General features: G+C 64.5%; 10 protein-coding genes. 7 read left to right on the top strand and 3 right to left on the bottom strand.

The features are described 5' to 3' along the window. Positions 1–1485, top strand: coding sequence for a DUF3482 domain-containing protein (locus tag T31B1_RS00510; protein ID WP_353247501.1), 1485 nt, complete (start codon positions 1–3; stop codon positions 1483–1485). A gap of 63 nt (positions 1486–1548) precedes the next feature. Here the strand turns inward: T31B1_RS00510 and T31B1_RS00505 are convergent, their stop codons facing one another. After that, complete coding sequence (locus T31B1_RS00505; RefSeq protein ID WP_353247500.1) at positions 1549–3033, bottom strand: TIGR00366 family protein; 1485 nt, start codon at positions 3031–3033, stop codon at positions 1549–1551. Positions 3034–3638: 605 nt separating this feature from the next. Here T31B1_RS00505 and T31B1_RS00500 point away from each other — a divergent pair. From T31B1_RS00500 to T31B1_RS00475, 6 genes are all read left to right on the top strand, one after another. After that, on the top strand, positions 3639–5066 hold the full coding sequence (locus T31B1_RS00500) for a short-chain fatty acid transporter (protein WP_353247499.1): 1428 nt from the start codon (positions 3639–3641) through the stop codon (positions 5064–5066). A gap of 5 nt (positions 5067–5071) precedes the next feature. Then, positions 5072–5938, top strand: a complete 867-nt coding sequence (locus T31B1_RS00495; protein ID WP_353247498.1) for an SDR family NAD(P)-dependent oxidoreductase — start codon at positions 5072–5074, stop codon at positions 5936–5938. Further along, on the top strand, positions 5931–6665 hold the full coding sequence (locus tag T31B1_RS00490) for an SDR family NAD(P)-dependent oxidoreductase (protein ID WP_353247497.1): 735 nt from the start codon (positions 5931–5933) through the stop codon (positions 6663–6665). Before T31B1_RS00495 ends, T31B1_RS00490 begins: the two co-directional genes overlap by 8 nt. A gap of 7 nt (positions 6666–6672) precedes the next feature. Beyond that, positions 6673–7605, top strand: a complete 933-nt coding sequence (locus T31B1_RS00485) for an alpha/beta hydrolase (protein WP_353247496.1) — start codon at positions 6673–6675, stop codon at positions 7603–7605. 14 nt (positions 7606–7619) lie between these two features. Then, a complete protein-coding gene (locus T31B1_RS00480; RefSeq protein WP_353247495.1) occupies positions 7620–9227 on the top strand; it encodes a flavin-containing monooxygenase in 1608 nt (535 codons plus the stop codon). A gap of 84 nt (positions 9228–9311) precedes the next feature. Continuing rightward, on the top strand, positions 9312–10925 hold the full coding sequence (locus T31B1_RS00475; RefSeq protein ID WP_353247494.1) for a GMC family oxidoreductase: 1614 nt from the start codon (positions 9312–9314) through the stop codon (positions 10923–10925). Positions 10926–11034: 109 nt separating this feature from the next. Here T31B1_RS00475 and T31B1_RS00470 read toward each other — a convergent pair whose 3' ends face one another. Both T31B1_RS00470 and T31B1_RS00465 read right to left on the bottom strand, forming a co-directional pair. Further along, on the bottom strand, positions 11035–11799 hold the full coding sequence (locus T31B1_RS00470; RefSeq protein WP_353247493.1) for an IclR family transcriptional regulator: 765 nt from the start codon (positions 11797–11799) through the stop codon (positions 11035–11037). A 134-nt stretch (positions 11800–11933) separates the two neighbouring features. Further along, the gene (locus T31B1_RS00465) at positions 11934–14078 is read right to left on the bottom strand and encodes a TRAP transporter permease (protein WP_353247492.1); all 2145 of its coding nucleotides are present in this window, start codon (positions 14076–14078) and stop codon (positions 11934–11936) included. Between the last annotated feature and the right edge of the window lie 183 nt (positions 14079–14261).

Genomic DNA, 14261 nt, shown 5'->3' with positions numbered 1-14261 from the left:
ATGAATCCGGTCGAACCAACACCCGGCCAGTGGGTGACTGACGAGGTGCCCTGTTTCGCCGTCGTGGGCAAGGTCAATATGGGCAAGTCGGCGGTGCTGGCCACGCTGCTCGAAGAGGACGACGACCGCATCATCCGCATCTCGCCCGAGCCGGGCGAGACCACCCGGTGCCAGCGGCTGTCGCTGGTGCTCGACGGCGTGGAACGATTGCGGTTCATCGATACCCCTGGCTTTCAGCGACCGGTGGATGCCCTGCGTGCCATCCGCGGGCTGCATGGCAATGACCAGACCACGCCCGGGCTCGATGTGCTGCGCCGTTTCGTCGAGCGCTATCGCAGCGGCGGGGAGTTCCAGGACGAGTGCCGCCTGCTGGAACCGCTGCTTGAAGGGGCCGGCATCCTGTATGTCGTCGACCCGGGTGTACCTGTCCAGGACAGCTTCCTGGCCGAAATCGAGATTCTTCGGTTTTCCGGACGGGCTCGGCTGGCGGTGCTCAATCGACGCGGCGCGTCCGAAGGCGCCTTCGAAGCCGACTGGCGTGCGCATCTGGGGCAGGCGTTCAATCTCGTGCGCGGCTTCGATGCCCATCAGGCTCGGTTTACCGCACGGCGGGAGCTGCTGGCCGCGCTCAACCAGATCGACGAGCGCGACCGCGATCATCTGGATGCGACCCTGGCGCTACTGGATGCCGAATGGGCCCAGCGCCGGGAGACCGCCGCCGAACATATCCAGTCGTTCCTGCAAGACGCGCTGCGGCTCAGAGAACGGCGGACCTATGACGAAGATGGCCCGGCGCCGGCCACGGCAAGGCGCGAGGCCGAAAAGACGGCGGCCGCGCGCTACTTCGAGCGCATGAGCGTGCTCGAGCGCGAAACAGCCGATGCGCTGCTGGCCATCTATCGGCATACGGCGGTCCGGGCCAAGCCGCGCGACGGGTTCGGCGACGATCTGGATCTGACCAGCGACGAGACCTGGCGCCGGCTGGGATTGAACCGCCAGCAACTCACGGTCGCCAGTGCAGCGGCCGGCGCAACCGCCGGTCTGAGCATCGATGCCGCCACGTTCGGCCATTCCATGGGACTCGGAGCGATCATCGGCGGTATCGGCGGCGGCGCGCTGGCTTTCTTCAAGGGCGATGCCCTGCCCACGCTCAAGGCGGACCTGGGACCGCTGGGCGCGTTGGGTGGCCGTCAGATCACGCTCGGCCCGCCGCGCAACCCCAATTTCGCCTGGGTGCTGCTGGATTCCATTCTCATCCGTTATCGCCAGATTCTGTCGAGGGCCCATGCGCGCCGCGGGGACGGCGAGCTCGACGCGCTCGCCGAGCCCGAGCACAGCATCGCGCGGGATATGCCCACCGCCCGACAGAAGACGTTGGCGAAATGGTTTCGACAGGTCATCCGTGACCAGCACGACGAAACCCGTACCGCCGAGGCCTTCGCGGCGATCGTCGATACGCTCGTCGATCTCGAAAACGATCTCTAGACCGCGCACCGATCACGACCGCTTGGCGAAGCGGGCACGACCGGCGCGCGGGCCGGGTCGCTGTTACGGCATGACCGGCGGGTGATAGGGCAGGGTATAGCCGAGTAGCCAGCCGACAATCAGCACGGTCGGTGCGAGAAACACGAAGTAGATGAAGGTGAATCCCACCACGCTTCGCGCCTGAAGAGACAGCAGACCGAGGATCGGCAGCATCCAGAACGGGTTGAGCAGGTTCGCGACCGACTCGGCCGCCCCATAGATATTGATCAGCCAGCCCAGATGGCTGTGCAACTCGTTGCCGGCCTGAAGAATATAAGGTGCCTCCAGCACCCATTTCGCCCCGGCCGAGGGGATGAATACGCCAACGACGTAGGAATAGATCGCGACCACCGGCGGCAGCAGCTGTGGGCTCGCCAGGCTGGCGAACATGTCGCCCAGATAATCGGCCACGGTCTGGCCGGCCGGATTCTCGGCGGTCATCAGCACGGCCGCGACCGCCGCATAGATCGGAAACTGGATCAGTACCGCCCCGATCGAGGGCACGGCTTCGGCGACTGCCTTGAGAAATCGGCGTATACGAAAGTTCAGCAGTATGGCGAGGGTCAGCGTGATGAAGATGTAGTTGTTCAGATTGGAGATGGTGGCCGCAAACCCGTTGTCCCATATCTGCATGGAGATCCAGCACGCCATGACCGCGCCGGTGATCAAGGCCAGCGCCGGGTGGTCTGACAGAAAATCCCCCGGTCGGCGTTCAGCCGATGCCTGGTCGTCGGCATCGCTGTCGGCGAACAGGGCCGCGGCATTGATCCCCATGCTCTCGGCGGTGTGTACCGCTGCCCCGCGCGGGGCGGTGCAATAGGCCACGAACAGGCCGACCGTGGCCATGGCAGCGATCAGCACGGCGTTCTGCCAGAGGAAGACGGTCTCGGTCAGCGGAATATAGCCGGAGATCGCGAGCAGCTCTGGGGGCACGCTGGCCGGTGTGGCATGCAGTAGGGCAGCGGTGGAGGACAGCCCGACCATGTTCGTGCTGCCGGTACCCAGCAGACCCGCTGCTGCGGCCGCACGCAGATCCATGTTCAGGCTGGGGCGCGCAGCGAGCGCCATGACCAGAAATGCGCTGAACATCATGCCAAAGCCCCAGTTCAGCAGCCCAGCGATCATGCTCATCAGAGCAATGAACGCGATCGCGCCCGGTCCGCTGCGAGGCACGGCAGCCAGGGCTTCGATCATCCGACGGATCGGCGGGGCGGCCGCAAGTGCGAAGCCGGTCAGGATCACCATGGCCATCTGGTAGGTGAAACGAGTCAGGTTCCAGTAGTTGTCACCGACGGCCGAAACGATATCGGTCGGCCGTGCGCCGATCAGCAGAGCGGCACCGGAGACGATCACCAGTGCCAGCAATGCGATCACATAGGCATCGGGGAACCAGCGCTCTGTCCAGGTCGTGACTGCCAAAGCGATGCGCTCCAGGCGGCTGCCCGGCGGAGCGTCGTCGCTGCTGTCGTAACCGCGCGTGCGGCCGAGTTCGCGTTCATCGATCGCCATATGTTTTTCCTTATAGGGAACTGGCTATGCCTGTATGCCGACCGATATAACGGTTCGAGTTTTGCTCGGCCGGCGCCGAACGAGCGCAACCACACTTGGCAGCGTCGAGCGTCCCATAATATGGACCGCAGTTCTATAATTTAATCTAGACTTTAGTCGTAGTCCAGAGCCGGGGCCGACGAGGCCCGGGCCAGGCGATCGGGGCGTGTCAATGCGCTCCACTTCCCGAGCTATGGCGACGGCACGATCGTAACTAGAGCCGGATCGTCACGGGCCGGCCCCGGCAGGCGGGCGGCGGCTAAGTCGTCTGGCTACTGCAAGTATCTGATATCGAAAATTATTCAATCGATCGATTGTGTCGAGGTCAGCGCGTGCCGATGGCGCCTGACGCGCGATCGGCTGTTCGGCTCAGGCACGTGACCATCAGAATCCGCCTCGCCTGGGTGGGTAGCGGATCGCGGCATGGGCCGCCAGGTCGGCCATGTCTTGACATCACCGGAACGCGACAATAATCTGAATAGCAAAATAGCGTTCCAAATAATAGAACAATTATAAGCGCTGGCTGATGGTTGGCCAGTATCGACCGTGTGAACGAGGAGCAAGCCATGTTGAAACGACTGGCCGCCTTTTTTTCAGCCTTTTCCCGGCAGTTCATCCCGACGCCGTTTGCCTTCGCCATCATGCTGACGGTGCTGGTATTCGTTTTCGGAATCGTGCTCGCCGGCGCGGGCCCGCTGGAGATGGTCGATTACTGGTACGACGGCTTCTGGGGACTGCTCAAGTTCTCCATGCAGATGGTGGCCATTCTGCTTTTCGGCTATGTGCTGGCCGAGTCGCCGCCGGTACAACGGGTGATCATCCGGCTGGCCAAGCTGCCCAATTCGGCCGGTACGGCGGTCATGCTCGTCTGCCTGCTTTCGGTCGGCGTGTCGTTCATCAACTGGGGGCTGGGCCTGATCATCGGTGCCGTATCCGCCCGGGAAATCTGTCTTCAGGCCAAGCTCCGGGGCATTCGCGTGCACTATCCGCTGGCAGTCGCCGCCGGGTTTGCCGGTGCCACCACATCGCAGGGCGGGCTGTCGTCGACCACGTCGTTGCTGGTCAATACTCCCGATCATTTCCTCTCCGATCAGATCGGACTGATACCGCTGACCCAGACCGTGCTTTCGCCGTTGAACCTGATCGTTTCGGCCGCCCTGCTGATACTGCTGCCGTGGGTCTGTCGACGCATGCACCCGACCGGCGACGGCATCCGGGCGGTCAGTGATAAGGAAATCGGCGTCATGCGGGCGGCGAGCGACAGCGGGCGTGTCGACGTGGCCGATGCACCGGTGGACGGCGGGGCCCGGAGCGTCGGCGCGGCCGCGGTCAGCACGGAAGTACCGCCGGCTCGACACACATTCGCCGAGCGGGTCGAGAACTCCCGCCTGCTGACGCTATGTATCGTGGCGCTGGCGCTGGGCTACATCATCAAGTTCTTTATCACCAACGGGTTCGATCTGAACCTAAATATCGTGAACTTCACGTTCCTGACTCTCGGGCTGATCGCCTACGGCCGGCCGATCGCCTATGTCCGCGCCATCGACCGCGGTATCAAGACCTGCGGCCAGATCGTGCTCCAGTTTCCCTTCTATGCCGGGATCATGGGCATGATGGCCGGTTCGGGGCTGATCACCCTGTTCGCCCAGGGCCTGGTCAATATTTCGACGGTGCATACCTTCCCGCTGATGACCACGCTGAGCGCAGCGTTCGTCAACCTGATGGTGCCGTCGAACGGCGGCCAGTGGGCGGTCCAGGGGCCGATGCTCATCGAAGCGGCGCGTTCGGTGGGGGCTGATATTCCGACCACCGTGCTGGCGTTTTCCTACGGTGACGAGCTGACCAACGGCGTGCAGCCAATGTGGATGCTGCCCCTGCTCGGCGTCACCGCGCTCAAGGCACGAGACATCCTGGGCTATACCGCGCTGATGATGATCGTCTCCACGGCGATCTTCACCGTCAGTCTGCTGTTTATCGCTCCGTTGTTCTACTGAATCGAATGCATATTCAAAACGATACGACGGCGCTGGTGACCGGCGCGGGCAGTGGTATCGGTCGCGCCCTGGCCCTGGCCCTGGCCGACCGCGGCGCGCGGGTGATCTGTGCAGACCTGACCGCCGCCCGGGGCGAGCAGACGGCAGGTGCGATCCGCGCGCGTTCAGGGCGCGCGGAGGCGATCGCGCTGGATGTCTCTTGCCTGGATAGCTGGACGACTGCCTGTGGGCATATCCGTTCGACCATCGGCTGGGTCGACATCATCTGCAACAACGCCGGTACGACCTGTGGCAAGTCGGGCGTCGGCGAGATCGCGTTCGCCGACTGGGATCGGCTGATCTCGACCAACCTGTCGGGTGTGCTGTACGGCAGCCGGCTGTTCCTGTCCGATCTCTATCGAGGGCATGGCCCGGGCCACATTCTGAATACCGTCTCGATCTGCGGGGTGGTGACCGGTTCGGGCAGCGGTGCGTACATCGCCTCGAAATTCGGTGCGCTCGGGCTCAGCGAGGCGCTGTATTTCGACACGCTCGATTCCGAGGTGTCGGTATCGGTGCTGTGTCCGGGATTCGTGAAGACCGGCCTGGCGACCCAGGCGCCGCGCGGTAACGAATGCGGCGAGCCGGTGCCCAGGACCAACCATGCGGCGATCGACAACGGTATGGATCCGGCCGCGCTCGCCGCGATGGCCGTCCGCGGCATCGAGAACGAGCAATTCTATCTGATGAGCCATCCCGAATATGCGGCGGTGGTGCGTAGCCGTCATCGCCAGATCGAGCAAGCGCTGACCAGCGCCGAGCGAGGCGATGGCCGACAGGACGACGTGCGCGTGCTGGCTGCTGGCTGGGCACAAGGAGACATGCATGGTTGATGAAAATAACTGGCCCGATCGCACCGTTGTCGTGACCGGCGGGGCGCGCGGGCAGGGCGCGGCACTGGCGGCCAAGCTCGTGGCTCGCGGTTGCCGGGTGGTGGTCGGTGATGTCCGTGAGGACGAAGGCCGGGCTCTGGCGGAGCGCCTCGGTGCGCAATGTGAATTCGTCGTGCTGGATGTGGCCGACCCGGACAGCTGGCAGGCACTCAAGACGGTGGTCGCCCGTACCGGTCGTCTGGACGGGTTGGTCAACAACGCCGGCATCTTCGATCCGCGGCCGATTCTCGATACCGATGTGGCGCTGTTCCAGCGTCATGTGGCGGTCAACCAGCTGGGCACGTTTCTCGGCTTGAAGTTCGCTGCCGAGCTGGCCGACGGGGCGGATCTGTCCGTGGTCAACATTTCGTCGATCTCGGGGCTGCGCGGCACCGGCGGGGCGGCGTATACGAGCACCAAGTGGGCAGTGCGAGGCATGACCAAGATGGCCGCGGCCGAACTGGCCGAGCACGGCATTCGCGTGAATTCGGTGCACCCCGGGCTGATCGACACGAAGATGATCGAGGCCATCGACCCGGACCGGCTGGCTCGGCGTACCGCACAGATTCCGATGCAGCGCCGTGGCTCCGAGGACGAGGTGGTCGACGTCGTGCTGTTTCTGCTGTCGCCGGCCAGCCGTTATGTCAACGGCGCGGAAATCGCGGTCGACGGCGGCCTGTCGGTCTAGCAGAGTCATGCTCAGCCGCGACAGTCGCGATCTGCTCGAACAGCGCCTGGCCGAGGGCCGGCTGGCCTACGAGCACTACCGTGTCGATGAGGCCCGGGCGCTGATCGCCGCCGCCCAGACCCCGGCCCGGCATCCGCTGCTCGAAGGCCGTACCGGGCGATGCTGGCGTACGGCGGTCACGTGCCACGCTGCGCTGACGGTGTTCGAACCCGAATCGGACTCGATCGTGCCGCGCCCAGTGGTGATCTATATGCACGGGGGCGGCTGGGTGTTCGGTGAGCTGGAAGCCCACCGGTTGCTGTGTGCGCGCCTGGCCGCGCGCAGCGGCTGGGTGGTGGCGTCGGTCGATTATCGGCTGGCACCCGAGCACCCGTTTCCCGCGGCCTATGAAGACTGTATCGCGGCGCTGGGCTGGCTGCGGGCGAATGCGGGTTCGCTTGCCCTGGACAGCCAGCGCGTGGTGCTGGCCGGGGACAGCGCCGGCGGGACGCTCGCCGCGGCCGTGGCCGAGCACGCCGCCGAGGCCGGTATCGGCCTGTCGGGCCGGATTCTGATCTATCCCTCGCTCGACCAGTGCACGGTCTACCCGTCGGACAGTATCGACGTACCGGGCATGGCGGTCACCGGCCGCACGATGGCGTGGTTCCGCTCTCTGTATTTTCCCGCGGCGGCCGACCGGGCGGGGGCACGGGCCTCGCCGCTGACCCCGGGCCCGGACGCCGCCGCCGCGCCGACGCTGATCATCAGTGCTGGCTATGACCCGCTGCGCGACGAGGCTGTCGAGCACGCTGCGCGCTGCCAGGCACGCCGGGCGGGTGCATGCACCCATGAACACTATCCCGGCGAGCTTCACGGTTTCCTGACCGTGGGGCCCGATTTTGCGGCATCCGGCCATGCGTTGGCTGCGATGACCGGCTTTCTATCCCGAATCACAGACTGAAAGGAGATCCATTCATGTCCGACCCGATAGAGCGCCATGACGCGCTGGTGGTGGGTGCCGGTTTTGCCGGCGTCTATGCCCTGCACCGTTTGCGTACGCTGGGCCTGAATGCGCGTGCGGTGGAGGCGGGCGCCGACGTGGGTGGCACCTGGTATTGGAATCGCTACCCGGGTGCGCGTTGCGATACCGAGAGCATGCAGTACTCCTATTCGTTCTCGGACGAGATCCAGCAGGAATGGGACTGGTCCGAACTGTATGCGGCACAGCCGGAGATTCTCGCCTACATCAATTTCGTGGTGGACCGTCTGGCGCTACGGGATCATATCGACTTCAATACATGCCTCAGCTCGCTGCGCTACGACGCCGAGACTGCGTTGTGGCGCGCGGCGTTCGACGATGGCCGTCAGGTCGAGGCAACCTACTGCGTGATGGCCACCGGCTGCCTGTCGGTGCCGAAGGTGCCGGATATTGAAGGGCTGGAACACTTCCAGGGGCGGCTGCTCAAGACCTCCGAATGGCCGTCCGAACGCCCGGATTTCAGCGCCGACCGCGTCGGTCTGATCGGCACCGGTTCGTCGGGGATCCAGACGGCGACGACGATCGCCGCCGATTGTCGGCAGCTGACGGTGTTTCAGCGCACGCCGAACTATTCGGTGCCCGCCAACAATCGCCCCATGAGCCAGGGGTATATCAAGGCATGGAAGAGCGATTACGCGAATCGCCGCGAGCAGGTGCGCCAGACCCGCAACTACACGCTCTACAACAACCCGGGCCAGCGCTCCGGACACGAGCTGACCGAACAGCAGCTCGACACGCTGCTCGAGGCGGAATGGCAGATCGGCGGTATCGGCTTTCTCTATGCGTTCAACGATGTGACCCGAGACCGCGAAGTCAACGAAGCGGTGGCGCGTTTCGTGCGCAAGAAGATCGGCGAGATCGTGGACGACCCGGATACCGCGGCCGTTCTGGCGCCCAGTGACTATCCGATCGGCGCCAAACGCATCTGTGTGGATACCGGGTACTACGAGATATTCAACCACGACCATGTGGACGTCGTGGATATCAAGGCCGATCCAGTGGCCGGCGTGACCGAGACCGGCGTGCGGCTGAACAGCGGTCGCGAGTTCGAACTCGATACGCTGGTGCTGGCCACCGGGTTCGACGCCATGACCGGCGCGCTCAGCCGGATCGACATCCGCGGCCGCGACGATCTGCCGCTGTCGCAGGAATGGGCGGCCGGGCCGAAAACCTATCTGGGCCTGATGGTCGCCGACTTCCCCAACCTGTTCCTGGTGACCGGTCCGGGCAGCCCGTCGGTGTTCTCGAACATGGTCCCCTCGATCGAGGAGCACGTGGACTGGATCACCGAGACCGTCGCCGACCTGGAGCGTCGTCAGGACCAGACCGTCGAACCCACCCGCGACGCCCAGGAAGACTGGATGGCCGAAGTCGACGCCGTGTCGCGGCGTACGCTCATGCGCGAGGCCAACTCCTGGTATCTGGGAGCCAACGTCGAAGGCAAACCGCAGGTATTCATGCCTTATATCGGCGGTTCGGCCGTCTATGCCCGCATTCTCAAGCAGCGCACGACGAACGATATGGAAGGTTTCGTATTTCGCTAGTTCAGCGCCGATGGCAGCGGCCGCGGCGCGCTATCCGCGACGAGCCGCCCGTTCGGTGTTCGGTGTTTATCAATCGGAAATCTCATGGATAATCAGACCTACGACTATGTCATCGTCGGCGCGGGTACCGCCGGCTGCGTGCTGGCCAATCGCTTAAGCGCCTGTGGCCGCAATAAGGTGCTGCTGCTCGAAGCCGGGCCGGAGGATCGCAACCCCTGGATCCACGTACCGCTGGGCTACGGCAAGACGATCTACGACGAACGCATCGCACGCCAGTTCGAGACGGACGCCGGGCCGCAGATGAACGGTCGCAAGATGGTCTGGCCCCGCGGTGTCTGTATCGGCGGCTCCAGTTCGATCAACGGCATGGTCGTGATCCGCGGTCAGGCCGAGGACTACGATCACTGGGCTGATCAGGGCAACGCCGACTGGTCCTGGGACCGGGTATTGCCGTATTTTCGCAAGCTGGAGAAGAACACCCGCGGCGAGTCGGCGTTGCATGGGGGCGACGGCCTGCTGTGGGCTTCCGACATGCCGGTCAAGGACGAACTCATGGAGGCGATATTCGACGGCGCCCAAGAACTCGGCCTGCCGAAGAACACCGATTTCAACGGCGCCAGCCAGCTGGGGGCCGGCTACTACCAATTCTTCATCCGCCAGGCGCGCCGGTGCAGCGCGGCGGTGGCCTATCTCAAGCCAGCCCGGGCGCGGGAGAATCTGACCGTCAAGACCGAGGCTTTCGTCACACGCGTGATCTTCGAAGGCCAGATTGCCGTCGGCGTGGAGATTCAACACGACGGGCAGACGCAACAGATACGCGCCGAGGCGGAAGTGATTCTGGCTGCCGGCGCGCTGCAGAGCCCGCAGCTGTTGCAGCTGTCCGGAATCGGGCCCTCGGCGCTGATACGCGAACACGCTATTCCCGGGGTATCTGCGCTCGAAGGGGTCGGACAGAATCTGCAGGATCATCTCCAGATCCCGGTGACCTACCGGATCAAGAAGAAGATCACGCTCAACGATGATCTCAACAGCCTCTGGCGCAAGCTGGGACTGGGCATGAAGTACGCGCTGTTCAAATCCGGACCGTTATCGATGCCGGCCGCGACCGCCGGCCTGTTCGCCAAGGTGTTGCCGTCGTCGGATCGTGCGGACGTGCAGTTCCATTTTTCCAAGGTGACCGCCGAAACCGTACGCTACCGGCCACACAAATGGTCGGGGGCGACGTTCTCGGTCTGCCAGCTGCGACCCGAATCGCGCGGCGAGCTGTCGATACAAAGCCGGGATCCCCGCATGCAGCCGAAAATTCAGGCGAACTATCTGAGCACGGCGACCGATCGGGATTGCGCGGTGGGTGGCATTAAGCTCGCCCGCGCGCTGGCCGCGACCGAGGCGCTACGTGCCTATATCGACTGCGAGGTGCTACCCGGCACGGCGCATCGCGATGACGAGGCCCTGCTCGAACATGCGCGTGAAAAGGGCGCGACCATCTATCATCCGTCGGGGACCTGCAAGATGGGCACCGATGCACAGGCCGTCGTGGACCCGCAGCTCAGGGTTCATGGCGTCGAGCGCCTGCGAGTGGTCGATTGTTCGATAATGCCGACGTTGATTTCCGGCAACACGAATGCGCCCACGGCCATGATTGCCGAAAAGGCCGCCGACTACATATTGCACCGGCAGACAGCGGTCGCCGCCTGAGCGGGCCGCGGCCAAACGTTCGCGATGAATAGGGCCGAGCCGACCCCAACCGGGTCGGCCGTGCGCTCGAGCGCGCGATCGCAACGAAGGTGGGTTGCCGTCCGGCGGTTCAGGTTGGGCCGCCGTGGCGCGCACTGGCGCCGAGCCGCACCGACAGCTGGCGGCCGATCGTCTTGATCTCATCGGTGAGCGCTTCGATACGGTCTTCGGCCATCCGGTCACGGGGCGCCGAGATGCCGATCGCGGCAACGACCTCGTCCAGGGCCGAAAAAATGGGCACGGCCAGGCCATAGGCGCCGCCGCGCCATTCGCCGCGGTTCACGGCGAACGTCTGTTCGCGGACCGCGTCGAGCTCGGCGCGCAGTGCGCTGGGATCGGTGACGGTGCTGTCGGTGAATTTCTCGATCCCTGCGATCGCCCGGTCGATGCGCTCGGGGCGGCTGAATGCCAGCGCGGCCTTTCCGGTGGCCACACAGATGGCCGGCGCGCGCCCGCCGATACGGGTGAAGGTGCGTACCGCATGGCGGGCTTCAAGCTTGTCGATATAAATCACGTCGATATCGTCCAGGATCGACAGATGCGTGGTTTCGCCGGTCATTTCGTTCAATCGATCCAGGAACGGGCGGGCTTCCTGCTTGAAATCCAGCCGTTCCACGGCCTTGGACCCCAGAGACCATACGCGAAGGGTCATGTGGTAGCGCCGACTTCGCGAATCCTGGGCGACATAGCCCAAGGTCTGGAAGGTGGCCAGTACGCGATGGGCGTTGCTGCGCGTCAGCCCGCAGGCTTCGGCCAGTTCGCTCACCGATGCAGGCTCATCGAAGTCGGCGAGCGTCTCCAGGACCTTCATGCCCTTTATGAGTGTTTTATCCATAAACAGAAGGCGCAGCGGTGGAACGATCGGTCCGTGAACTTGGCGATGTCGGGCGACCGGCAGCGCGGCAGCCGGATTTCAGGTTGTCCGCCGACCCAGCAACGGTGGTGGCGATGGGTTCGGCCTGACCGGACTCACACTGGCCGCCTGCCTGCCGGCGCACCGGCCTGCGGCTGGTCGGCGGCGCGTGCGCCAGGTTGCACACGGCGGCGCGAGCGCCAGAAAACGATCGCGAACAGTACAAGCGCCACTGCGTGCCCGTACCAGGGCATGGGCCAGAGCAGCCCGATGCCACAGGCCAGAACGAGGACTCGCTCGACGATATTGAGCCGGCTTTCCAGATAGCCGGACATGCCGCCGGCCAGCGCATACAGCCCGACCGCCGCCCAGCCGAATATGGCCAGGGCGGTGCCCACATCGCCGGATAAGAACGGCGTGAAGGCGAACAGCAGCGGGATGATATAAAGTCCCTTGGCCATCTTCCAGGCCTCGAACCCGGTTCGGAACGGGCGGCTGCCGGCGATGGCGGCTGCGGCAAACGCGGCGATGCACACCGGCGGTGTGACGTTGCTGTCCTGGGACAACCAGAAGATGATCATGTGAGCCGACAGCAGCGCAGTCGTTACCACGCCGGCCGAGAGCACCTGATCCGAAACCTGGCCCATCATCGGGGCCGGCACCTGATCGACCAGCGTCGCGGCGGCGGCATGTCCCATCGGCTGGCCCAGCCCGTCGGCGCCGGCCACGCCCAGGGCCTGCAGCATGGTGACCAGCTGTTGCGGGACGTCTCCGCCAGCGATGGCCGACACCAGGTGGCCGTGCACGATCATCTCGGACAGCGCCGGTGCGGCCATGGTGGCCAGGATGATATACGACGCGGTCACCGGCAGCCCCATGCCCAGCACCAGCGAGACCAGGCCGATGAGGCCGATGGCGATCAGCACGTTGCCATGCGACCAGCTGTCGATCATCAGGCCGAATGTGTTGCCGATGCCTGTCGTGCCGAGCATGTTCACGACGATGCCGATGCTGATCAGCAGTACGGCAGTCGGGATCATCGTGCGTGAGGCTTCCGCCAGGGTGCGGATGGCGCGCACCGGGCCGATCGGCTGGGCGGTGAACCAGGACACGACCACGATCGAGGCGATGCCGGCGACCGCGGCCATCTCCGGCGTGTAGTCCGCGGCGAGCATGCCCACCAGCACGATCAGCGGCAGCAGATGCATCCAGCCCTGGGCCAGAACCTGCAGAAAACGTGGCGTATCGTCCTCGATGTCGGCGATATCGTATTTCTGAAGGTTGATACGAATCCAGCAGGCCACCGAGAGCAGATACAACAGCGCCGGCAGCAGGGCGACGCCGATGATCGTGGCATAGGGGATCTGGGTGTAGTTGGCCATCACGAACGCGCCGGCGCCCATGATCGGCGGCATCATCTGGCCGCCCGTCGAGGCCGCGGTTTCCAGCCCGCCGGCAAATTCCGGTCGAAAACCCGCCCGTTTCATCATCGGAATGGTCACGGTGCCGGTCGAGGCGACGTTGGCGGCTGCCGATCCCGAGATCGATCCCATCATGCCCGAGGCGGCCACCGCCACGAAGCCGGGTCCGCCGCGCAGACGACCGGTCGCCGACCGTGCCAGGTTGACGATGAAGTCGCTCGCCCCGGAACTGGCCAGAAAGGCGCCGAAGATCACGAACAGGAATACGTAGGCATAGGAAATGCGCGCCAGCGAGCCGAACAGTCCGTCGGGGCCGAAATAACTGCGGTAGAGGATCACCTCGGCCGACAGCCCGGGGAAATGGAATACGCCCGGCAGGTACTGACCCAGTCCGCCGGCGTAGCCGAGCGCGGCCAGCACCATCAGGGGAATCGCCCAGCCGACCGAGCGGCGTACGAACTCCAGGGCAAGCACCACGCAGGCGATCGAGAACAGCCAATCGCTGGCAATGAAGTTGACGCTGCGCGCATACAGCGCGTTTTCCATGACGAACAGATAGACCACACAGGCCACGGCCAGTAGCGCGGCCGCGTAGTCCAGCGCCACGATCAGCGGATGACGGGCGTGGCGGGGCGCCAGCGAATAATGCAAGGCGCACAGGAAACCGAACGAGGCAAAGTGCAGTGCGCCGATGCGCAGATCCGAGATGGGCGTGAACGTCACCAGATACAGATGCAAGGCGGCGATTGCCGCGGCGATCGCGGTCATGACGTAGCCGTTGCGATCGGGCTGGCTGCCGGCAGGCGGCGTCGCCACGGGCGTCGGGTTCGGGTCAGCCATGGATCTCCTCCAGGTTCGCGATATGGGCGACGCGTCTCTAGCGGGCGTTCGGCCAATCGATCGTACGGTTCGACAGACACGGGCCGCCGCGGCTGGTGAAGTGCCTACGGCGGGTGGTCAGTCGTCTTTGTGTCTGTTCTAATATATGGATCGTCGTTCCACAAAATGTATCTATGCGTGAGC

Origin of the sequence: Salinisphaera sp. T31B1, from assembly GCF_040361275.1 — a bacterium.
Classification (GTDB): domain Bacteria; phylum Pseudomonadota; class Gammaproteobacteria; order Nevskiales; family Salinisphaeraceae; genus Salinisphaera.
This window is presented reverse-complemented; position numbering and strand designations above follow the sequence as displayed.

Excerpts from the sequence above, each read along its gene's own strand:
- T31B1_RS00510 (WP_353247501.1), top strand. The coding sequence starts at position 1 with ATGAATCCGGTCGAACCAACACCCGGCCAGTGGGTGACTGACGAGGTG.
- T31B1_RS00505 (WP_353247500.1), bottom strand. The coding sequence starts at position 3,033 with ATGGCGATCGATGAACGCGAACTCGGCCGCACGCGCGGTTACGACAGC.
- T31B1_RS00500 (WP_353247499.1), top strand. The coding sequence starts at position 3,639 with ATGTTGAAACGACTGGCCGCCTTTTTTTCAGCCTTTTCCCGGCAGTTC.
- T31B1_RS00495 (WP_353247498.1), top strand. The coding sequence starts at position 5,072 with ATGCATATTCAAAACGATACGACGGCGCTGGTGACCGGCGCGGGCAGT.
- T31B1_RS00490 (WP_353247497.1), top strand. The coding sequence starts at position 5,931 with ATGGTTGATGAAAATAACTGGCCCGATCGCACCGTTGTCGTGACCGGC.
- T31B1_RS00485 (WP_353247496.1), top strand. The coding sequence starts at position 6,673 with ATGCTCAGCCGCGACAGTCGCGATCTGCTCGAACAGCGCCTGGCCGAG.
- T31B1_RS00480 (WP_353247495.1), top strand. The coding sequence starts at position 7,620 with ATGTCCGACCCGATAGAGCGCCATGACGCGCTGGTGGTGGGTGCCGGT.
- T31B1_RS00475 (WP_353247494.1), top strand. The coding sequence starts at position 9,312 with ATGGATAATCAGACCTACGACTATGTCATCGTCGGCGCGGGTACCGCC.
- T31B1_RS00470 (WP_353247493.1), bottom strand. The coding sequence starts at position 11,799 with ATGGATAAAACACTCATAAAGGGCATGAAGGTCCTGGAGACGCTCGCC.
- T31B1_RS00465 (WP_353247492.1), bottom strand. The coding sequence starts at position 14,078 with ATGGCTGACCCGAACCCGACGCCCGTGGCGACGCCGCCTGCCGGCAGC.